The following is a 20,786-nucleotide window of genomic DNA, read 5'->3' on the forward strand; positions in this document are numbered from 1 at the left end:
ATCGGCCGGACAGGTCCTAGCTGGGCTGGCCGCCGGTGTCCTGCGGTGCCGGACCGTTCCCCGTTTCCTGCTGCGGCGCGTTCGAGGTCACCTCGGGCTGCTGCGTTTCGGGGACGGCCGGGGACTCGGGGGCCAGGGACTCGGTGACCGTCCCCGGCTCGGAGGCGGGAGACCCGTAGGTCGAGGTCGACTCGGAGGACGGAGCCTCCGAGGAGGGCGCCTGCGAGGACGGGGACTCGGACGGCGGGGATTGCGAGGACGGGGCCTGCGAGGACGGGGCCTGCGAGGACGGCGACTCCGACTTCGGGGACTCCGACGACGGGGCCTGCGAGGACGGGGAGGACGGCGACTCGGACGACGGCGATTCCGAGGTCGGGGAGGACGTGGACGGCGACGACGGGCCGGTCGAGGTCGGCGACGTCGGGGCGGTCGGCGGTGTGTACGGCGTGGCCCAGGGGTTCACCTGATGCTCCGGCGGACTGGTCCTGTGGTCCTGGTCGCCCGAGTGGTCACCGCGGTGACGCTGGATCCACTCGTCGTTGTGGCCGTCGAAGATGATGAAGATGTTGATGATCTGCGGCGCGGGCCGGACCACCACGACCGCCGAGGGCCGGTACGACGCCCAGTGATCCCCCACCGGCTTCGGCGGGGTCCGCTGGGCGACCGGCGGGGTCAGCGGGTTGCCGCTGGCGCAGCGCACCCGGGGCACCCCGTGCCCGTCGACCAGCACGGCGGTGCCCGTCTGCAGGACGGCCTGGTAGTTGGTGGCCGCGCCGTTGCGGTACCCGTGGTCGGTGACCCGGGTGTCCACGCGGAGTTGCACCGGGGTGAGCGAGCGCAGATACGCGGGAACGGCCGACGGCCGGACGCCGACGACCGAGGCGAACGCGTTGTTCTTGGCCGGGCTGGCCTGCAGCTCCCTGATCTGCTTCGCCACGTCGCAGCTGGGGGTGTTGCGGGTACCGGCGTACAGGCCGGGGTCCCCGCCGCGCACGCTGTGCAGTTCGTTGCCCGTGGCCGACGTCATGGTCGCGGAGGGGGTGATCGGCGTGACGGAGCCGCTCTTCGCCGTCGACTGGGTGAAGGGGTCCTGCCCCGTCGAGTTCGCGGCCTGCAGAAAGACCTCGCTCGCCTTGGCCGTACCGCCGCCGCCCGCGTTGGACAGGACGACGGCGACGATCACGGCGACCACGACGGCCGTGGTGAGCAACGCGATGCGCGGTGCGGACCTCCACCACGGCTGGTGCGGTTCCGGCGCCCCGCCACCGCCGCCCGCGGGTGGCTGCGGCGGTGGCTCGGAGGGCGGCTGGGCCCCCGACAGGGGGCCGGAGGGCGGTCCCGTCGGACGGCCGGATGACGGAGGTTCGACGCTCACGAGGTCTCCTCCCGCACGCGAATCGGTTGCGCCGAGCGTCTGGTTTCACCCAATTGCCGCTCGTGTCACAACTAACCCATTGTGTGCTCCCGTCCCACGCGGCCCGCAAGCCGACGCGGACGGCCCACCCGGCGGGCGCCCCCGCCGGGGGCTGCTTAGCGTGGCAGCGTGAGCCCCCGGACCGCCCCCGACCGGCCCGTCGCGCGCCACGGCTGGGTGCAGGCCCTGGCCGTGGTGCTGGCCGGACTGGCCGCCATGGTCGTGGTCGCCGCCCTGGGGCTGTGGGCGGCGGGCGCCGGCGAGCTGCCGGACGGCGCCTTTCCGCGTGTGGTCGCGGCGACCGTCGTGGCGGCCGTCGGAGGCGCGGTCGAGTTCTCGGGGAACGCCGGATCGCTCGCCAGGACACGGGCGGAGCTGACCGTGATGCCGCTGTCGGTCACACTGACCGGCGCCCTGGTGATCGCCGCCGGATTCCTGCGGCCGCTGCGGCACCGGGCGGTCGCCGGGGCCGGGGAACTGGCCGGGTGGGCCGCCCGTGTCGCGGTACTGTGGCTGTTCGCGCTGATCGGCCTGGCCCTGGCGGCCCGTCAGACCTTCAGAGTCGACCTCGGCAACGGAGTGCTCAGTGACATCGGCGAACTCTTCGACGCCACCCCGACGGTCGGGTTCACCACGAACTCCCTGCTGACGGTGGTGTACGGGCTGCTGTGGCTGGCCGGTGTGCTCGCACTGGCGCTCCTGGTGTCACGCGGGGCGCCCCTGCCGGCGCGGCTGCTGCGGTTCCAGGAGTCGGTGCGTCCGGCGGCGTACGCCGTGGTCGCGCTGCTGCTGGCGTACGTGGCGCTGGCCGTCGTCGTCGCACTGGTCGCGGCGGCCACGCGCGGGCACCCCGCGGACACGTTCGCGGTCGTCCTGCTGGGACTGCCGAACCTGGCCTGGCCGGCCCTCACCATCGGCCTGGGCGCCACCTGGCACGGCCGGGTGGAAGGCCCCTTCGGGCTGCCCATGCCCCACGTCCTCGACGAGGTGCTGCGCACCCCGGACGTCTCCACGCTGAACCTGCGCACGCTCACCGAGCAGGACGGCAGGATGTGGTGGCTCCTGGCGGTGGACGTCGTGCTCGTCCTGGCCGCCGGGTTCCTGATGGCGGTGCGTTCACCGGCCCGGATACGACTGTGGCAGCACGCCCTGCGCCTGGCCGTCGCGCTCGCCCTCGCGGTGCTCATGATCTGCCTGCTCGGCCGGATCTCCGCGCACTACGGCCTCTCCCTGCTCGGCATCGGCGACCTGAGCGGCGATCTCTCCGGCGAGCTGTATCTGAACCCCGACGTGTGGTCGGCGGTGGGCCTCGCGGTCCTGTGGGGGCTGGTGGCCGGCTTCCTGGGCGGTCTGCTGGCCCGCCCGGTGCACCGCCGGGGCGAGGTGCCGGCGCGCCCCGGCTGACCGGTCCGGATCAGGGCCGCCGGCCCCGGAAGACCGGCTCGGCCCACGGCGGGAGCTCCGCCGCCGGCTCCGGACCTTCGGCCGCGGGGAACTCTGCCGCCGGCTTGCGACCATCGGTCGCCGGGAACTCTGCCGCCGAGTCCGCACCTCCAGTCGCGGAGACCTCGGCGGCCGGCTCCGGACCTTCGGTCGCGGAGACCTCAGCCGCCGGCCCCGGGCCTCTCGGCGCGGTGAGCTCGGCCGCCGGCCCCGGACCTCCCGGCGCGGAGACCTCAGCCGCCGGCCCCGGACCTCCCGGCGCGGAGACCTCAGCCGCCGGCCCCGGACCTCCCGGCGCGGAGACCTCAGCCGCCGGCTCCGGGCCTCCGGTCGCGGGGAGGTCCGCCTCGGTCACCGGGTGGGCGGCCTCCGGCTGCGGTCCGCCCGTCATGACCGCGCGCAGGGCCGCGACGAAGGCGAGGCAGGAGTCGTACCGGTCGTCGGGGCTCTTGGCCATGGCCTTGGCGAAGACCTGGTCGACGGCCGGGGGCAGGTCGGGGCGGGCCTCGGACAGCGGTGGCGGCTCGTCGTACTGGTGGGCCCACAGCAGGGCCATGTCGTCGTCGCGCTGGAAGGGCGGATGGCCGGCCAGGGTCTCGTGGACGACGCAGGCGAGGCCGTAGACGTCGCAGCGGCCGTCCACGGGGCGGCCGGATATCTGCTCCGGGGCCACGTAGTCCAGTGTGCCGACGAACTGGCCGACCGTCGTGAAGCCGGTCAGGGACAGCGACTTCTTCGTCAGCCCGAAGTCGGTGAGGTACACATGCTCGGGGTGATCGCTGTCGGTACCCCGGCCGACGAGGATGTTGCCGGGCTTGACGTCCCGGTGGACCAGCCCGTTCTCGTGGGCCGCGTCGAGCGCGGATGCCACCTGCGCGGCGATCCGCACCGCGGCCGGGAAGGGCAACGGGCCCTCCCGGTCCAGCAGATGGCGCAGATCGCTGCCGGAGACGAACCGCATGGCGATGTACAGGACACCGGCCGTCTCCCCGGCCTCGAAGACCGGCACGATGTTGGGGTGGTCGATCGCGGCGGCCACCCGGGACTCATGGGTGAAGCGCCGGCGGAAGGTGTCGTTGCGGGCGAGCTCCGGGGCGAGCAGTTTGAGCGCGACCGTGCGGTCCAGCCGCACGTCATGGGCCCGGAAGACGACGGCCATGCCGCCCCGGCCGATCTCGTCCTCGATGCGGTAGCCCGCGATCTGCTTCCCGACCAGCTCGGAGGGCCGCCCGGAGAACACACTCGCCTCGCGCGCCGTCACGGCTCGCCCTCATGGGTCACGACGCGGGTCGGGGGATGGCCCGGGACGCTGGTGCCGGGTGTGTCCGTGTCCGTGGCGTAGGTGCTCAGCCTCCTCCCGTCGCCGTACATCCACCGCCCCTCGTCGGGGTCGTACAGCCACATGGCCTCCCCGTCGACCACGACGCCGATCCGCAGTCCGCGGGTGCGGCCGCGGAAGGACTCTCCGTCGAGGCGGCCGTCCCCCAGTTCCTTCACCGCGGCCCGGTAGTCGGCCAGCGCCTCCTCGGCGCGAGCCAGCAGCGGGCGCGGATCGGCACTGTCGCCGGGTGTGCCGGCGGCGGGCGGGTCCTCGGGCACGGCGACCAGATAGCGGCCGTCGACCCAGGCGGACCAGCCGTTGGCGCACCGGATGTGTCCCCAGTCACCGCGCCGCTCCACGAGCTGCACGGGCAGCAGCGGGTCGAGGGGCAGGGTGGGCCGGGCAGGGTCCGGCGCCTCCCAGGCGGGCATCCCGTCCGGGGGGACGACGTGGGTGGGCCGGAAGCCGGGGGCCGTCATCGTGCCGCCTACTTCCGCATCACCACGGGTTCGTACCGGCGCAGCAGCCAGGAGACCAGGACGCCGAAGACCACCGACAGCACCACCAGCATCGCCATGTTGACCAGCCACACATCCGTCGCATGCCGGAACAGCGGGTCGGCGGTCAGCCGGCCGGGGACGATCCGGGACACCTCGATGGTGCCGGCCATCGCGCCCAGGGCCCACCGGGCGGGTACCAGCCAGGCGATCTGTTCCAGGCCGGGCACGCCGTCCAGCTTCAGCAGGGCGCCGCAGAAGACCAGCTGGACGATGGAGATCAGCACCAGCAGCGGCATCGTCACGTCCTCCTTGCGCACCGCCGCCGAGACCACCAGGCCGAGCATCATCGCGGTGAAGGAGAGCAGGGCGACCGTGACGGTGATTTCGAGCAGCGGCGCCGTCAGTACGCCCCTGCCACCGGGCGCGTTGAGATCGACCCCGAGCAGCCCGACGAGGGTGAGCACCACGGCCTGGAGTACGGTGATCGTGCCCAGCACGACGATCTTGGAGACCAGGTACGCCGATCTGGACAGGCCGACAGCACGCTCACGCCGGTAGATCACGCGTTCCTTGACGAGTTCGCGCACGGCGTTGGCCGCGCCCATGAACACGCCGCCGACGCACAGGATGAGCAGCGCGTTCATCGCGGTGTCCAGGGTCAGTTTCGGTCCCGACAGGGCACGGGCCATCACGCCCATCACGAAGGGCAGCGCGATCATCGTGACCACGAAGATGCGGTCGGCGGCGAGCGCGGCCGCGTAGCGGCGCACCAGCGTGCCGAGCTGGGCGCCCCAGCTGCGCGGCCGGGCCGGCGGGGCCGGCGCGACCGGGCCCGCACCGGGGCGGCGGGGCTGTGCGGTCGCCTCGGCGATGTAGTGCCGGTGGAAGGGCGATTCGCGGTACTCCCGCGCCCAGTCGCGCTCCCGGTCGCGTTCGAAGGCCTCGAAGGCCTCCGGCCAGTGCTCGAAGCCGAAGAAGGCGAGGGCGTCGTCGGGCTGCCCGTAGTACGCCACCTTGCCGCCCGGCGCGAGCACCAGGAGGCGGTCGCAGACGTCGAGGCTGAGGACGCTGTGGGTGACGACGATGACGGTACGGCCGTCGTCGGCGAGCCCGCGCAGCATGTGCATCACCGACCGGTCCATACCGGGGTCGAGTCCGGAGGTCGGCTCGTCGAGGAAGAGCAGCGACGGCTTGGTCAGCAGCTCCAGGGCCACGCTGACCCGTTTGCGCTGGCCGCCCGAGAGGCTGTGCACGGGCTGGCCGGTGCGCTGTTCCAGGCCCAGTTCCCGGATCACCTCGTCGACCCGGGTCCGGCGCTCCTCGGGGGCCGTGTCCTGCGGGAAGCGCAGCTCGGCGGAGTAGGACAGGGCGGCGTGCACGGTCAGCTGGGCGTGCAGGATGTCGTCCTGCGGGACCAGACCGATGCGCTGGCGCAGCTCGGCGTAGTCGCGGTAGAGGTCGCGGCCGTCGTACAGGACGGTGCCGTGGTCGGCGGGGCGCTGTCCGGTGAGGGCGTTGAGCAGCGTGGACTTGCCCGCGCCGCTGGGTCCGACGACCGCCAGCAGGCACTTCTCCCCGACCGGGAAGGAGACGCGGTCGAGGAGGATCTTGCGGCCGCGGTCGACGGCGACCGTGAGGTCCTGCACGTCGAGGGAGACCTCGCCGGTGTCGACGTACTCCTGCAGGGTGTCGCCGACGAGGCTGAACGTGGAGTGGCCGATGCCGACGATGTCGCCGGGGCGGATCCGGGCGCGGGTGACGGGCTGGCCGTTGAGGTAGGTGCCGTTGTGGCTGCCGACGTCGGCGATCTCGTACGTGCCGTCGGCGAGGGCGCGCAGTTCGGCGTGCCGGCGGGAGACGACCAGGTCGTCGACGACGAGGTCGTTGTCGGCGGCGCGGCCGATGCGGACGGTGCGCGTGGGCAGCGGCCTTACGGTGGTGGGCTGCCGGAAGGTGCCCGTCAGGGCGGGCATCGACACGGCGGAGGGACGGTCCGGGGCGGGCTCGGGGCGGCCGACCAGGACCGCGCGGGGTCCGTCGGAGGCGCTGCCGAAGCGGATGACGCTGCCCGGCCCGACGCCCGACTCATGGATGCGGCGGCCGTCGGCGTAGGTGCCGTTGGTGCTGTGTTCGTCCTCCAGCGTCCAGTGGCCGTCCTCGGGCCGCAGCACGGCGTGGTGCCACGAGACCCGGGCGTCGTCGATGAAGACGTCGCACAACGGATCCCGTCCCACGTGGTAGTCGCGCTCCGGACTCATCACCGTGGAGCCCGCGTCGGTCTCCAGCACGAGCTCGGGCGCAGTCGGGGCGACCTGCCGCTCCGCCATGGCCTGAATTCTACCGATTCGCTCACATGTGCGCCTGGCCACGGGCCGGCCCCGGACGTCCGGCGGCCGCGGTCGTCCGCCGGGCCGCCACCACCCCGCCCCGGGCCGCTGTCACGTGTCAGGCGACGGGAACGACGAGCGCCGGGATGGTGCGCTGCATACGCAGGGCGTCGACCGACTCGGCGAGCAGTTCGTACTCGGTGGTGTCGTCGCTGGCCGCGATCCGCACCAGCCGGCCGCCCGCCAACTCGTCGGCCACCAGCTCCTGTTGGGCACTGTCGGCACACCAGGCGCGCAGCACGCCGGGCACGTCGGCCACGCTCTGCGCGACCGGGACGAGGGCGCCGGTGGGGAAGCGGGGGTTCTCGGGTAAGGGGTCGAGCCGCTCGGCGATCCAGGAGGCGCGGTCCCGCAGCCACCACAGCGCCAGGGCCAGCGTGGGCGCGCGATAGGTGCCGAGGGGTACGCCGATGCGCCGCCCCTCGCACGTGCCGTACGCCGTGACATGGCACAGGAATTCGTCGTGCACGATCACTCCCCCGTCGCGTTTCCTCGTGTGCCGGCCGGTCCTCGCTTTCCGTGCGGCTCCTGTGCGGTGAAGTGCCCCTGGCGTTTGAGTATCTTCACTCCCGAAACACTGTCACCATGACTTTCCGGCCAGTCTCTTGGCATATTCACCGCACCTTTTGGCCGAAATGCGGTTCCCGCTCCGTCCCGCGGTGATTACCCGAGGGGTAATCGACCCGTCCCGTGGACCCGGGCATGGTGGTCGTACCGGCTCGACAAACCGAGGCTCCGGTTCCTGACCAGCAAGAACGACCTCGATGGAGGCTGATTCGCCATGTCCGTGAACACCGACCGTTACGAGAGTGCCGTCACCCGCTACTTCGAGGCCTGGAACGCCACCGAGCCCGAGGCCCTGGCGAAGGCGGTCGCCGAGGCCTGGAGTGTGGACGGCGGCTACACCGACCCGCTCGCCGACGTCCGCGGGCACGAGCAGATCACGGCCGTGATCGCGGCGGCGCACCAGCAGTTCCCCGGTTTCTCCTTCCGTCCCCTCGGCGCCGTGGACGGGCACCACGACACGGCGCGCTTCTCCTGGGAGCTGGTGAACGAGGCGGACGGGTCGGCGCCGGTGGCCGGCTTCGACGTGATCACACTGGACGCCGAGGGCCGGATCAGGCAGGTGCTCGGCTTCCTGGACCGGGTGCCCGCCGGGATGTGACCCGCGAGGTCCGCGATGAGTTTTCCCGCTCGCGGTGGTCTCTTGAGGTGAAAGGCCCGAGAAGAGCACCGCGAGCGGAGGACGACATGACCAAGGCGGGAGACCTGGACGCGCGCTTCACCGCGGTCCCGCGCAAGAGTCCCGAGCAGGGCGGGTGGACGTATGTGGTGTGGCCCGACTCCGTGGAGATCTTCGGCACCCGCGGACTCGTCAAGGTGCGCGGCACGATCGACGGGGAGCCGTTTTGAAGCTCCTTCATGGCCCTGGGCGACGGCACGCACAAGCTGCCGGTGAAGGCCGAGGTCCGAAAGATCATCGGCAAGGAGGAGGGCGACACGGTGAGCGTGCACCTCTTGGAGCGGCTCAGCTCCTGGGCGCCGGCTCGACGGGCTGGGCGGGGTCTCCCGCAAGGACCGCGGCATCAGCCCGCCGGTGAGCGCCGGCGACGAGGCCGAGTGGTGTTCCGGCGCGGGCCTGCCCGGCGTGCCGCCCTACGCGGTCCGCCCGGAGGCGGGGTCCGCCTCCGGGGCGTGGGCGTGCGTCCTACGGCTTGACGATCGCCTCGATCCGCGTCAGTTCCTCGGCGTCGAAGTCCAGGTTGCGGATGGTGCCGACGCTGTCCTCGATCTGCTGCGGGCTGCTCGCGCCGACCAGGGCGGAGGTCACCCGTCCGCCGCGCAGCACCCAGGCGAGGGCCAGCTGGGCCAGGGTCTGACCGCGGGACTTGGCGATCTCGTCGAGTGCGCGCAGCCGGCCGACCATGTCCTCGGTGACCGCGTCCGAGTTCAGGAAGGGGCTGTCGCTCGCGGCGCGGGAGTCCTCCGGGATGCCGTCGAGGTAGCGCCCGGTGAGCAGGCCCTGCTCCAGCGGGGAGTAGACGATGGAGCCGACCTGGAGTTCGTCCAGGGCGTCCAGCAGGCCCTCGTCCTCGGGGCGGCGGTCGAGCATCGAGTAGCGCGGCTGGTGGATGAGGAGCGGGGTGCCCAGCTCGCCGAGGATGCGCGCGGCCTCGCGGGTCTGCTCCGCAGAGTAGTTGGAGACGCCGACGTAGAGTGCCTTGCCCTGCTGGACCGCCGAGTGCAGTGCGCCCATCGTCTCCTCCAGCGGAGTCTGAGGGTCGGGGCGGTGCGAGTAGAAGATGTCGACGTGGTCCAGGCCCATCCGGGTGAGGCTCTGGTCGAGCGAGGACAGCACGTACTTGCGCGAGCCCCATTCGCCGTACGGGCCGGGCCACATCAGGTACCCGGCCTTGGTGGAGATGACCAGCTCGTCACGGTACGAAGCGAAGTCCGCCTTCAGCGCCTCGCCGAGGGCGGACTCGGCGGCACCCGGCGGCGGGCCGTAGTTGTTGGCCAGGTCGAAGTGGGTGACGCCGAGGTCGAAGGCGCGGCGCAGGATGGCGCGCTGGGTCTGCACCGGGCGGTCGGGGCCGAAGTTGTGCCACAGGCCGAGCGACAGCGCGGGAAGCTTCAGACCACTGCGTCCGGTGCGCCGGTAGGGCATGTCGGCGTAGCGGTCGGGGTGTGCGGTGTACAACGCGACTCCAGAGGGGTGGGCACAGGTTCTACCTCTTCCACTCTTCCCCGGGCCGGGTACAGCGGTCCAACAGAAGAATCCGATGGAATTGTGCGGCTAGGCTTCTCAATCATGGAATTGCGCCACCTCCAGCACTTCGTCGCGGTCGCCGAGGACCAGCACTTCACCCGGGCCGCCGAGCGGCTGATGGTGTCCCAGTCGGGTCTGTCGGCCTCGATCCGGGCGCTGGAGCGGGAGCTCAGGGCTCCGCTGTTCGTGCGCACCACCCGCCGGGTGACGCTGACCGAGGCCGGGCGGGCGCTCCTGGCCGAGGCCGAGCGGATCCTGGCACAGGTCCGGGCGGCGCACGAGGCGGTGGCCGCGGTGCAGGGCGTGCTGCGCGGGACGCTGGCGCTCGGCACCGAGCAGTGCATCGCCGGGGTGCATGTGGCGGGGCTGCTGGCCGCGTTCCGGCGCCGGCACCCGGACGTGGAGATCAGGCTGCGGCAGGCGGGCTCGGGCGCGCTGGCCGAGGAGGTCGCGGCCGGGCGGCTCGACCTGGCCTTCGCCTACCGCACGCAGGACGACACGGACCAGCTGCGCTCGGTGCCGCTGACGAGCGAGCCGATGACCGTGCTCTGCCACCCGCACCACCGCCTCGCCAGGGGCGGAGCGGCCCTCACGGCGGACGACCTCGGCGGCGAGGTCTTCGTCGACTTCCACCCGGACTGGGGCCCGCGCCGCACCACCGACGCCGCCTTCACCGCGGCCGGCGTCGGCCGTACGGTGGCGCTGGAGGTCAACGACGTGCACAGCCTCCTGGACCTGGTCGACGAGAACCTCGGGATCGCCGTCGTACCCCGGCACTTCCGGCACAAGCGGACCTCTCTGCTGGCGCTCCCCCTCAAGGGCACGGGCGAGGCGGAGTACGAGACGGTCGCCCTGCTGCCGCCCGAGACGGCCACCAGCCCGGCGGCCCGCGCCCTGGTCGCTTTGCTCGAAACAGGGGGTCCGGCGACACCCCATGACGGGGCCCACCCCTCCTGACCTCGGCGTCCCGCCACCGCAGACTCATGACCGTTCCTCACGGCAACTACGGTCAGGAGAACCGGACATGGCGGAACACACACGGCGGGGCGTGCTGCGCGGCGCTGCTGGAATGGCGGCGGCGGGCGCACTCGTCGGAGTGGCCGGACCTCGGGCCGCGGCCCGTCCAGGAAGGGCGACGGACTGCCACCACCCCTTCCTGGAGGGCGCGTTCACTCCCGTCACCGAGGAGCTGACGGCCTTCGACCTGCCGGTCACCGGCCGCATCCCCCGCGAACTGAACGGCCGCTTCCTGCGCAACGGCCCCAACGTCCTGGGCCTGGAAGATCCGCGCGCCCACCACTGGATGCTCGGCGAGGGCATGGTGCACGGCGTCCGGCTGCGCGACGGCCGGGCGGAGTGGTACCGCAACCGCTGGGTACGCTCCTCCCAGGTGACGAGCAAGCTGGGCGAGCCCTACCCAAATCCAATCCCACCGGACGACTTCGCGTGCAACACGCATGTGATCCCGTACCGGGGGCGGATCCTCGCGCTCCAGGAGAGCGGGCCGCTGCCGTACGAACTCGACGGCGAGCTCAACACCGTCGGCACCCACGACTTCCGGGGCACTTTGGAGGGCGCGTTCACCGCGCACACCAAGTACGACGCGGGCGCGGGCGAGTTGCACGCCGTCGCCTACCACCCGACCTGGGACCATGTCCGGCACCTGGTCGTGGACCCGGCCGGCCGGGTCGCGCGCACCACGCGGATCCCGGTGCCGGAGGCGCCGATGATGCACGACTTCGCGCTCACCGAGAAGCATGTGGTCGTCTTCGACATCCCGGTCACCTTCGACCCGGCGGCGGCCGAGCGCGGCGCTCCGGTGCCGTACCGCTGGAACCGGAAGCACCCCACGCGCGTGGGTGTCATGCCGCGGACGGGCGGCGCCATGCGCTGGTTCGGCATCGAGCCGGTCTTCTTCTCGCACACCCTCAACGCCTACGACGAGGGGTCGTCCGTGGTCGTCGACCTGACGACGTATCCGGCACCGTTCTACGTCGCCGGGCGCGGCTCGGACGGACCGTACGCGGCGGGGACCGCGAGGCTCGAACGCTGGACGATCGATCTGCGCCACGGACGCGTGCGGCAGCGGACGCTCGACGACCGGCCGCAGGAATTCCCGCGCGTGAACGAGGCGTTGGTGTCCCGCCGCCATCGCTACGGCTACTCGGCGGCCGCCGACCTTACGCTGGCCTACCTCGCCCCCGACGGGAACCCGCCCGACCGCGCCTTCTCCAACGCGCTCATCAAGCACGACCTGTTGCGCGGCACGGCCCAGGTGCACCGGCTGCCGAAGGGCGCGGCGGCCGGCGAGGCCGTGTTCGTGCCGCGGGACCCCACGGACCCGAAGGCCGCCGAGGACGAGGGATACGCGATCGCGTACGTCCACAACCCGGACCGGGGTGCGGCGGACCTGTTGATTCTCGCGGCCCAGGACTTCACGGGCGAGCCGGTGGCCCGGATCCGGCTGCCGGGGCGGGTACCGCTGGGCTTCCACGGGAGCTGGATTCCGGACGCATGAGGGCGCGCGATGCGCGATGGTGGACCTATGCATGCAAGGGACATCCTCATCGACGGCTACGGCCGCATCCAGGAAGAAGTCCATGCCACCCTCGACGGCCTCGGACCGGACGAGCTGCACGCCCGCCCGGCGCCCGACGCCAACTCCGTCGCCTGGCTCGTCTGGCATCTCACCCGGGTCCAGGACGACCATGTCGCCGACGCCTTCGACCTCGAACAGGTGTGGCTGTCACAGGGCTGGGAGAAGCGCTTCGGACTCGACCTACCGCGCCGGGACACGGGATACGGCCACGGCGCGGCGAGGGTCGCCAAGGTGCGCGTCGAGTCCGCCGGGCTGCTGACCGGGTACTACGACGCCGTGCACGAGCAGACCCTGGGAGTGCTGCGCGAGCTGCCCGCCAAGGATCTGGAGCGCATCGTGGACGAGCGCTGGGATCCGCCGGTCAGCCTCGGCGTACGGCTGGTCAGCGTCCTGTCCGACGATCTGCAGCACATCGGACAGGCCGCCTACCTGCGGGGGCTGCTTCAGAGCGCGGCGGCGTAACCCGGCAGGACCACGTCCTCGATGAGGGCGTTGCGCTCGTCGAACGGGATGAACGCGCTCTTGAGGGCGTTCACGGTGACCGTGCGCAGGTCCTCGACCGTCCAGCCCGCCTCCTCGACCAGCAGCGACATCTCCCGGGTCATCGTCGTGCCGGAGACCAGACGGTTGTCGGTGTTGAGGGTGACCCGGAAGCCGAGGTCCTTCAGGGCCGTGATGGGGTGCTCGGCGATGGAGGTGGCGCAGCCCGTCTGGAGGTTGGAGGTCGGGCACATCTCCAGGGCGATGCGGCGGTCGCGCACCCAGCCGGCGAGGCGGCCGAGCTTGCCGTCGACGATGTCCTCGGTCAGCCGCACGCCGTGGCCGATGCGCTGGGCACCGCACACCTGGAGGGCCTGGTGGATGCTGGGCAGGCCGTGCGCCTCACCGGCGTGGATGGTGAAGGGCACGCTCTCGCGGCGCAGGTGCTCGAAGACGTCCAGGTGGTCGGCGGGCGGGAAGCCGTCCTCGGCGCCGGCGATGTCGAAGCCGACGACGCCGGCGTCACGGTAGGCGACGGCCAGGTCGGCGGCCTCGCGGACGCGGTCGAACATCCGCATGCCGCAGAGCAGGGTGCCGACCCGGACGGGGGTGCCGGCGGCGGCCGCCTTGGCCATACCGGCGGCGAGGCCCTCCTGGACGGTCTCCACGACCTCGCTCGGCGACAGCCCGCCCCGGGTGTTCAGCTCGGGGGCGTAGCGCACCTCGGCGTAGACGACACCGTCGGCGGCGAGGTCGAGGACGTACTCCTCGGCGACGCGCAGCAGGCCCTCGCGGTTCTGCATGACGGCGAGGGTGTGCTCGAAGGTGGCTATGTAGCGCACCAGGTCGCCGGAGTTGGCGGCCTCGAAGTACCAGGCGGCGAGCTCGTCCGGGTCGGTGGTGGGCAGCGTGTGGCCGACCGCGGCCGCGAGCTCGACGACGGTGGCGGGGCGCAGGCCACCGTCGAGGTGGTCGTGCAGGACGGCCTTGGGGAGGCGGCGGATCACTTCTGCATCTACGCGCGTAGCAGTCATGGCGGGTCTTTCCTTGAGCGGGAGGTTCGAAGCGGCGGTGGGAGAGTGCGGGGGAAGGTGCGTGCGGCGGGAGGAAACTCAGCCGGCGGGCTGGAGCAGGTCCCAGCGGTTGCCGTACAGGTCCTGGAAGACGGCGACGCTGCCGTACGGCTCGTGGCGCGGCTCCTCCAGGAAGGTCACGCCGGCGGCGGTCATCCTGGCGTGGTCGCGGGCGAAGTCGTCGGTGTGCAGGAAGAACCCGACGCGTCCGCCGGTCTGGTCGCCGACGCGGGCCCGCTGGCCCTCCCCCTTGGCGCGGGCGAGCAGCAGTCCGGTGCCGGCCGCCCCAGTCCCCGGTTCGACGACGACCCAGCGGGAGCCGTCCGGGCGTGGCGTGTCCTCGGCGAGCCGGAATCCGAGGGCCTCGGTGTAGAAGCGGATCGCCTCGTCGTAGTCGTCGACGACGAGGGTGACCAGGGCGACGCGTCTCATCGGGACCTCTCGGTGGGGGTGGTTAGCGGGTGAGGTTATACGTAAAACGTCGCGGACGCCAGTCGCCTCGGAAGGTAGGCAAAACGGTGCCTGCTTCTCCCCCGGACAGCCGCCCGGCGCAGGTTCGCTCAGCGGCTCGCGTCGCCCTGCGCGACCTCCACCCGGTGATGGAAGTCGATCATGCCGGTGGCCGAGGCGACGCAGGAGACGGCCGTGCAGGCGGCCAGGAGGACGGCGATCGAGCGGGCGGCGCGGCGCGGGGCGGGCGGGGCGGCCAGCAGGGCCTGGACGCGCCGCGGGACGGGGCCGGTGGTCGCGGCGGGGGCGAAGTCCGGACGTTCCAGGGCGGCGTCGTGGCCGGCCAGGGCCGCACGGGCGATGGCACGGGCGGTCAGGCGCCGGTCGCCCACGGCGGTCGCCGCGGCCTCGTCGGCGGCGCGTTCGACGGCGAGCCGGATGGTGTCGCGGACCGGCCGCAGCGCGGGATGGCAGTGGGCGGCGAGCTCCGCCGCCGCGAGGAAGTAGTGGTGGCCGCCCTCGTTGTGCGCCCGCTCGTGCGCGAACAGTGCCTCCCGCTCGGCGGCGTCCAGGCTGCGCAGCATCGCGGTGGTGACGACGATGCGGTGCGGGCGCCCGGGCAGGGCGTAGGCGTCTGGGCGCGGCGAGTCGACCACGCACAGATCACCCGCCGCCGGTCCGTGACCGGCCGCCGAGCGCGCCGCGCGGAAGGCACGGGTCTGCTGGAGCACCGAGCGGACGAGGGTCCAGGCGCACACGGCCAGGGCTCCCACGGAGGTCGCCGCCGCCGGGACGACGAAGACGTCGGAGGCGGTGCTCAGCGGATGCACGAGCTCACCGAGCGCGGCGAACAGCGGCAGCTTGAGCAGCCCGATGAGCACGAACGCGCCCAGCGCGGCCACCGAGCAGCCCGCGAGGACCACGGCCGAGACCGTGATCAGCCACAGTGCGGCGGCGGGCACGAGCCGGTCGAGGGCCCGCCGGGCCAGGACCGGCAGGGCGCACGGCAGCAGCAGCGGCACCAGCAGCAGGACGGTCATCGCTCTCCGGGTTCGAGCAGGTCGCGCAGGACGCGCTCGTCGTCGGCGCTGAGCTGGGCGACGAAGCGGGCGAGCACCGTCTCGCGGTCGCTGTCGCGGTCGAGTTCGGTGTGCATTCGGCGGGCGGTGAGGCCCTGGGCGTCCTGGACCGGGAAGTAGGCATAGCCACGGCCCTGACGCCGCCGGTCGACGACGCCCTTGTCGTGCAGGCGGGAGAGGATCGTCGTCACCGTGGTGCGCGCCAGGCCGGAGCCGAGGCTGAGCTGCACCTGGCCGGGCGTCTGGGGCGCGGCGGCGGCCCAGAGGGCGGCCATGACGCTCGCCTCGAGCTCGCCGGACGGCCGACGCTCGTCCTTCACGTCGGTCCGTTCATCCTTCGAGTCGGCCATGGGAACGTTCCTCACTCCGTCCTCGTCCACGATGCGGTAGATCGTCTACGTGATTGTAGTCGGTTCGTAGGGGGTGGCAGCACTGTGCGCCCTGGTGAGCGGTCCGGTGGAAGTTGACGACATCCAGGTGGGCGCGCCCCAGCCGGCGCAAGTTCTCCTCGACGTGTCCGCGCAGTCGGTCGGGCCGGGGAGCACGGCGATGGACCGTTCACGGTCGCTGGGCGTGCCCAGGTGGAAGGCCGCGCTGCCCGTCAGCCGCATGGCGCCGAAGCCGATGCGGCTGACGGGCAGGTCACCGAGGGTCCAGGTGCCCGCGGCGTCCACGGTGATCGTTCGTGAGGTCGTCGGCGGAGTCTCGCACGGGCCCCGGGAGCCCCCGCCGCGAGCGGTTTTACGGATATGTGTAGGTGTTCAGGGCCGCGACGGCCGACGCCGGGTCGCCGAGGTCATAGCGGTCCACGGCAAGGAAGTTGGGCTTCTTGCGGGCCGCGGGCTCGCAGAAGCGCCGGGCGCGGTCGGCGAGTTTGGTGTTGTCCGTGCCGGCGGTGGAGGCGATGGTGGCGTCACGGAAGTGGTTCATGACGAACAGCGGCCTGAAGCCCGTCTCGGTGCGGGTGAGCGGGATGTTGGTGCCCGGGTCGTACCAGCGGCTGTAGCAGGACCAGTCCGAGGAGCCCAGGCCCGATCCCATGGACCAGTAGTTCTCGACGGTCCACTCCCGCTGGTACATCACACCGAAGCTGTCCCGGGTCAGTCCCGCGGACTCGTCGGCGGAGCGGCTGTGGTCGGTGAAGATCAGCAGCCGCTGGTTCGCGGCGATCAGGTCGGCGAGCCGGGGCCAGCCGCTTTGCCGCACACCCGTCCGGTCGGGGCGGTAGAGCACGTCCGACAGGCCGCTGACGCGGGCGAGTTCGGAGCGCAGGACGCCGGGATCGACGTAGTCCTCCAGGAAAACGGTGACGAACTGGTCGGGGTTGGCCTTGAGGAAGTTCACCATCCGCTGCACGTCCACCCACAGCGCGACCGGCCTGCTGACCAGCGTGCAGCTGTTGTGGCACAGGATCGCGCCGTCCGGGGTCTGGTGGATGTCCAGCATGAATCCGCGGACGCCGTCGGTGAGTTGCCGGTCGATGCCACGGGCCTGGTTGGGGAAGAAGTTCACGAACGGCGGGGCGAAGCCGCCGTCGACTCCGTTGGCGTAGGCGTTGTGCGCGGTGAGGAACGTGACCTGGTCGAGGGTGCGCCGGTCCTGCGGCGGCATGGGGCCGGTGGCAGGGGCGACCGGGGTGAGGTACCAGGCGGCGAGGGTGCCCGAGGTGCCGATGGCCAGCTGGGCGGGGTAGTTGGCGCCGGAGGGCTGGGGCGCCACGGTCAGATAGCGGTCGGTGTCCGGCGCCTTGAGCGTGTGGCGGTCGGTGCCGGCCGTGCCGATCTCCCAGGCCGCGTCGGCGCTCGCACAGGACACGGTCCGGGCCTGGTCGCCAAAGCGGCCGAGGCAGCTGCCGGCCGTGTCGGTGCTCTCCAGGACGTACGAGGATCCACTCGTCCGGAGATTCCACTGCTGGTGGTCCTCGTTGCCCTTGGGTCTGTGCTGTTCCACCGCTCCGCCGTTGTCCGCCGCGTCGAGGCCGGTCACGGCGCTCTGGACGTAGTAGGCGCCGGGGGCAGGGACTGCGGTGGCGGCATGGGAAGGAGGTGCCACGACGGCGGCGGCCAGCGCGGCGGTCGTGGCGAGCAGGGCGTGGGGGGTGCGCATGCGGGTGCCTTTCCTCGGAGGAGGCAGTCAGGTGCATGACACCATGCCCTGTGAAGGGGCGTCAGGAGTAGGGGTCGGGCCCGGCCGCTCGAACGGCCGGGCCCCGAAGGGCTGACGGGCTCAGCTCAGCGGCTTCTCCAGCACCGCCTTGCGGTGGCTGAACGTCTCGATCGAGTAGCGGCCGTGGTAACTGCCCATCCCGCTCTCGCCGACACCGCCGAACGGCAGGTCGGAGACGGTGAGATGGGCGAGCGGCAGGCCGTAGCCGAGGCCGCCGGAGGAGGTCTCGGCGGCGATCCGCGCCCGCGTGCCGTCGGACTCGGTGAAGACGTACAGCGCGAGGGGCTTGTCGCGGTCGTTGATGAAGCCGATGGCCTCGTCGAGGTCGGCCACCGTGACGATCGGCAGGATCGGACCGAAGATCTCCTCCTGCATGACCGGCGACTTCGGGTCGACGTCGGCCAGCACGGTCGGCGCGAGGTACTTGGTCCCGCGGTCGCTGCCGCCGCCGAGCACCACGCGGCCGGAGTCGAGCAGTTGGCCGAGACGGTCGAAGTGGCGCTCGTTGACGATCCGGCCGTATTCGGCCGAGGCCGCGGGGTCCGCGCCGTACACCGCCTCGACGGCGCGCACGAGCGCGGGTTCCAGGGCGGCGGCGGTCTCCGGGTCGGTCAGGACGTAGTCCGGGGCCACACAGGTCTGGCCGGCGTTGAGGAACTTGCCGCGCGCCAGCCGGTCCGCGACCACCTCGATGTCGGCGTCGCGGTCGACGAACACCGGGGACTTGCCGCCGAGTTCGAGTGTGACCGGGGTGAGGTGCTCGGCGGCGGCGCGCATCACGATGCGGCCGACCGTGCCGTTGCCGGTGTAGAAGATGTGGTCGAAGCGCTCGGCCAGCAGGGCGGTGGTCTCGGGCACGCCGCCCTCGACCACCGCGACCGCCTCGGTGTCGAGGTACGCGGGGATCAGCTCGGCCAGCGCGGCCGAGGTGGCCGGGGCCAGTTCGCTCGGCTTGGCCACCACCGCGTTTCCGGCCGCCAGCGCGCCGACCATCGGGGCGAGCAGGAGCTGGGCCGGGTAGTTCCAGGGGGCGATGACGAGGACGACACCGAGGGGGTCGTACTGCGTCCATGCCCGCGCGTCGTCGCCGAGGTGCGCCGGGACGGGTGCGGACTCGGGACGCAGCCACTGCGTGAGGTGCACCAGGGTGTGGTCGATCTCGCGGACGGTGAAGTCGATCTCGGTGCGATAGGCCTCGGTGGAGCTCTTGCCCAGGTCCGCGTGGAGCGCGGCGGCCAGTTCGGGGCCCTTCTCCGTGAGCATCTCGCGCAGGCGGTGCAGCTGACCCGTGCGCCACTCGACGGGCTTGGTACGGCCGGTACGGAAGGTGGCGCGCAGCCGGGCCACGATGTCGGCGGACTGCTCGGGGGTGGAGTGGTTCACGATGCCTCGCTGGTGTGCTCGGGTCTTGCGGCCCGAGAGTACGGTCTCGATCGGTCAGATGTAAATACCAACCTTTCAGTCACCGAAATACATTCCCGAGCCGTGGGCGTCAGGCGGAACCCGTGCAGCGAGAAGCGCTCAGCGCATGAGCTCCCGTCGGCGGCGTTCGAGGTGGGCGCGTTCTGCGGGGCTCTCGGTGAGCTCGACGGCGGCCTCGTACTCCCGTACCGCCTCGGTGTGGCGGCCGAGGCGGCGCAGCAGGTCGGCGCGGACGGCGTGGAGCACGTGGTACGTGTCGAGGTCCAGCGCGTCCACCAGGTCGAGGGCGGTGTGCGGGCCCTCGACCTCGGCCACCGCGACCGCCCGGTTCAGGGCGACCACCGGGCTCGGGGCGAGGGCCATCAGCTGGTCGTACAGGCGCAGGACCTGCCCCCAGTCGGTGGCCGCGGCCGTCGGCGCGTCGCTGTGCACGGCGTTGATGGCGGCCTGGATCTGGTACGGGCCCGGCCGGTTGCGGCGCAGGCAGCGGCGGACGAGGTCCTGGCCCTCCGCGATCAGGTCGCGGTCCCACAGGGTGCGGTCCTGCTCGGGCAGCGGCACCAGCTCGCCGTGCTCGTCCTGCCGGGCGGGCCGGCGTGCCTCGATCAGCAGCATCAGCGCGAGGAGCCCGATGACCTCGGGCTCGTCCGGCATGAGCTCGGCGAGCAGCCGGCCGAGGCGTACGGCTTCGGCGCACAGGCCGGGATCGCCGGTGTAGCCCTCGTTGAAGATCAGGTACACGACGGCCAGCACACCGTTCAGCCGGTCGGGGAGGTCGGCGTCGCGGGGCACCCGGTACGGGATGCCCGCGTCACGGATCTTGGCCTTGGCCCGCACGATGCGCTGGGCCAGGGTGGGCTCGGGCACCAGGAAGGCACGGGCGATCTGCGCTGTGCCGAGTCCGCCGAGCAGCCGCAGGGTGAGCGCGACGCGGGCCTGGAGGGCGAGCGCGGGATGACAGCAGGTGAAGATCAGCCGGAGCCGGTCGTCGCGCACGGGGCCCTCCTCGGCCGGTACGTCGGGAGCGTACAGCCGGGCGGCCTCGGCCTGCCGGGCGTCCCGGGAGGACTCGCGGCGCAGACGGTCGATCGCGCTGTTGCGCGCGGTGGTGATGATCCAGCCGGCCGGGCTGGGCGGCACCCCGGTGTGCGGCCACTTCCGGACGGCCGTGGTGAAGGCGTCCTGGACCGCTTCCTCGGCGAGGTCGATGTCGCCGAGGAAGCGGACGAGGACGGAGACCGCGCGCCCGTACTCGGCGCGGAAGACGGCCTCGACGTCGGTGGCGTCGGGCATCAGTGCTGGTCGACGAAGGGCCGTACCTCGATGGGGAGGGTGGTGGCCAGCGCGGCCTTCCTGCCCCACGCCAGGGCCTCGTCCAGGTCGGCGGCCCTGATCAGGCACAGGCCGCCCAGATACTCCTTGCCCTCGGCGTACGGCCCGTCGGTGATCAGCACGTCGCCGTCCTTGGGGCGCAGTACGGTGGCCGTCTCCGGGGCGTGCAGCCCGCCCGCGAAGACCCAGGCTCCGGCGTCGCGCAGCTCCTGGTTGAAGGCCTCGACATCACGCATGATCGCGGCGAGCTCGTCGGGGGCGGGAGGCGTGCCGCCGGCCGGCTGGACCACGCTGAGCAGGTAGTGCTTCATGACGTCCTCCTTGGCGTCGTGGGGTGTCCGTCACCTCCT

At 72.3% G+C, this 20,786-nt stretch carries 18 protein-coding genes and 3 pseudogenes; 6 read left to right on the forward strand and 15 right to left on the reverse strand.

Going from position 1 to position 20,786, the window contains the following annotated elements:
• Positions 1-16: 16 nt before the first annotated feature.
• Positions 17-1,375, reverse strand: coding sequence for a DUF6777 domain-containing protein (locus ACFY1J_RS22490; protein ID WP_390710758.1), 1,359 nt, complete (start codon positions 1,373-1,375; stop codon positions 17-19).
• A 168-nt stretch (positions 1,376-1,543) separates the two neighbouring features.
• Between ACFY1J_RS22490 and ACFY1J_RS22495 the strand changes: the two genes are divergently transcribed.
• Positions 1,544-2,818, forward strand: coding sequence for a streptophobe family protein (locus ACFY1J_RS22495; protein ID WP_390710757.1), 1,275 nt, complete (start codon positions 1,544-1,546; stop codon positions 2,816-2,818).
• Positions 2,819-3,217: 399 nt separating this feature from the next.
• Here the strand turns inward: ACFY1J_RS22495 and ACFY1J_RS22500 are convergent.
• The 4 genes and pseudogenes from ACFY1J_RS22500 to ACFY1J_RS22515 all read right to left on the reverse strand — a co-directional run.
• A pseudogene (locus ACFY1J_RS22500) lies at positions 3,218-4,118 on the reverse strand (serine/threonine-protein kinase); the annotation flags it as partial.
• Entirely contained in the window at positions 4,115-4,657 is a 543-nt protein-coding gene (locus tag ACFY1J_RS22505; RefSeq protein ID WP_390710756.1) for a hypothetical protein, read from the reverse strand. The gene ACFY1J_RS22505 and the pseudogene ACFY1J_RS22500, both read right to left, overlap by 4 nt.
• Positions 4,658-4,665: 8 nt before the next feature.
• Positions 4,666-7,005 (reverse strand): FHA domain-containing protein, encoded by a 2,340-nt coding sequence (locus ACFY1J_RS22510; RefSeq protein ID WP_390710755.1) that lies wholly within the window; start codon positions 7,003-7,005, stop codon positions 4,666-4,668.
• Positions 7,006-7,123: 118 nt separating this feature from the next.
• Positions 7,124-7,534 carry a hypothetical protein gene (locus ACFY1J_RS22515; protein WP_390710754.1) on the reverse strand — a complete coding sequence of 137 codons (411 nt, stop codon included), beginning with the start codon at positions 7,532-7,534 and terminating at the stop codon, positions 7,124-7,126.
• Between the two features lie 312 nt (positions 7,535-7,846).
• Between ACFY1J_RS22515 and ACFY1J_RS22520 the strand changes: the two genes are divergently transcribed.
• Both ACFY1J_RS22520 and ACFY1J_RS22525 read left to right on the forward strand, forming a co-directional pair.
• On the forward strand, positions 7,847-8,230 hold the full coding sequence (locus tag ACFY1J_RS22520; protein WP_390710753.1) for a nuclear transport factor 2 family protein: 384 nt from the start codon (positions 7,847-7,849) through the stop codon (positions 8,228-8,230).
• 86 nt (positions 8,231-8,316) lie between these two features.
• A pseudogene (locus ACFY1J_RS22525) lies at positions 8,317-8,601 on the forward strand (DUF1905 domain-containing protein); the annotation flags it as partial.
• A 172-nt stretch (positions 8,602-8,773) separates the two neighbouring features.
• Here ACFY1J_RS22525 and mgrA read toward each other — a convergent pair.
• Positions 8,774-9,766: an L-glyceraldehyde 3-phosphate reductase gene (mgrA, locus tag ACFY1J_RS22530; protein ID WP_390710752.1), complete on the reverse strand. Its 993-nt coding sequence runs from the start codon at positions 9,764-9,766 to the stop codon at positions 8,774-8,776.
• 111 nt (positions 9,767-9,877) lie between these two features.
• On the opposite strand from mgrA, the gene ACFY1J_RS22535 reads away from it, so the two are divergent.
• The 3 genes from ACFY1J_RS22535 to ACFY1J_RS22545 all read left to right on the forward strand — a co-directional run bounded on the left by ACFY1J_RS22535 (position 9,878) and on the right by ACFY1J_RS22545 (position 12,896).
• Positions 9,878-10,792, forward strand: coding sequence for a LysR family transcriptional regulator (locus tag ACFY1J_RS22535; protein ID WP_390731750.1), 915 nt, complete (start codon positions 9,878-9,880; stop codon positions 10,790-10,792).
• Positions 10,793-10,859: 67 nt separating this feature from the next.
• Entirely contained in the window at positions 10,860-12,353 is a 1,494-nt protein-coding gene (locus ACFY1J_RS22540; RefSeq protein ID WP_390731751.1) for a carotenoid oxygenase family protein, read from the forward strand.
• 27 nt (positions 12,354-12,380) lie between these two features.
• A complete protein-coding gene (locus ACFY1J_RS22545) occupies positions 12,381-12,896 on the forward strand; it encodes a DUF664 domain-containing protein (protein WP_390710749.1) in 516 nt (171 codons plus the stop codon).
• Here the strand turns inward: ACFY1J_RS22545 and ACFY1J_RS22550 are convergent.
• The 9 genes and pseudogenes from ACFY1J_RS22550 to ACFY1J_RS22590 all read right to left on the reverse strand — a co-directional run bounded on the left by ACFY1J_RS22550 (position 12,878) and on the right by ACFY1J_RS22590 (position 20,747).
• Positions 12,878-13,948: an adenosine deaminase gene (locus ACFY1J_RS22550; protein WP_390731752.1), complete on the reverse strand. Its 1,071-nt coding sequence runs from the start codon at positions 13,946-13,948 to the stop codon at positions 12,878-12,880. The genes ACFY1J_RS22545 and ACFY1J_RS22550 overlap by 19 nt on opposite strands.
• Before the next feature lie 78 nt (positions 13,949-14,026).
• On the reverse strand, positions 14,027-14,419 hold the full coding sequence (locus ACFY1J_RS22555) for a VOC family protein (RefSeq protein WP_390731753.1): 393 nt from the start codon (positions 14,417-14,419) through the stop codon (positions 14,027-14,029).
• Positions 14,420-14,547: 128 nt separating this feature from the next.
• The gene (locus ACFY1J_RS22560; RefSeq protein ID WP_390710746.1) at positions 14,548-15,477 is read right to left on the reverse strand and encodes a M48 family metalloprotease; all 930 of its coding nucleotides are present in this window, start codon (positions 15,475-15,477) and stop codon (positions 14,548-14,550) included.
• Entirely contained in the window at positions 15,474-15,866 is a 393-nt protein-coding gene (locus ACFY1J_RS22565; protein WP_390710745.1) for a BlaI/MecI/CopY family transcriptional regulator, read from the reverse strand. Before ACFY1J_RS22565 ends, ACFY1J_RS22560 begins: the two co-directional genes overlap by 4 nt.
• Before the next feature lie 103 nt (positions 15,867-15,969).
• Positions 15,970-16,265: pseudogene (locus ACFY1J_RS22570) on the reverse strand (hypothetical protein); the annotation flags it as partial.
• Positions 16,258-17,622 carry a phospholipase gene (locus ACFY1J_RS22575; RefSeq protein WP_390731754.1) on the reverse strand — a complete coding sequence of 455 codons (1,365 nt, stop codon included), beginning with the start codon at positions 17,620-17,622 and terminating at the stop codon, positions 16,258-16,260. The pseudogene ACFY1J_RS22570 and the gene ACFY1J_RS22575, both read right to left, overlap by 8 nt.
• A 120-nt stretch (positions 17,623-17,742) precedes the next feature.
• The gene (locus tag ACFY1J_RS22580; protein ID WP_390710743.1) at positions 17,743-19,065 is read right to left on the reverse strand and encodes an aldehyde dehydrogenase family protein; all 1,323 of its coding nucleotides are present in this window, start codon (positions 19,063-19,065) and stop codon (positions 17,743-17,745) included.
• 138 nt (positions 19,066-19,203) lie between these two features.
• On the reverse strand, positions 19,204-20,397 hold the full coding sequence (locus tag ACFY1J_RS22585) for an RNA polymerase sigma factor (RefSeq protein ID WP_390710742.1): 1,194 nt from the start codon (positions 20,395-20,397) through the stop codon (positions 19,204-19,206).
• On the reverse strand, positions 20,397-20,747 hold the full coding sequence (locus ACFY1J_RS22590; protein WP_390710741.1) for a YciI family protein: 351 nt from the start codon (positions 20,745-20,747) through the stop codon (positions 20,397-20,399). The genes ACFY1J_RS22585 and ACFY1J_RS22590 overlap by 1 nt, the downstream gene beginning before the upstream one ends.
• Between the last annotated feature and the right edge of the window lie 39 nt (positions 20,748-20,786).

Origin of the sequence: Streptomyces sp. NPDC001406 (assembly GCF_042895285.1) — a bacterium.
GTDB lineage: Bacteria > Actinomycetota > Actinomycetes > Streptomycetales > Streptomycetaceae > Streptomyces.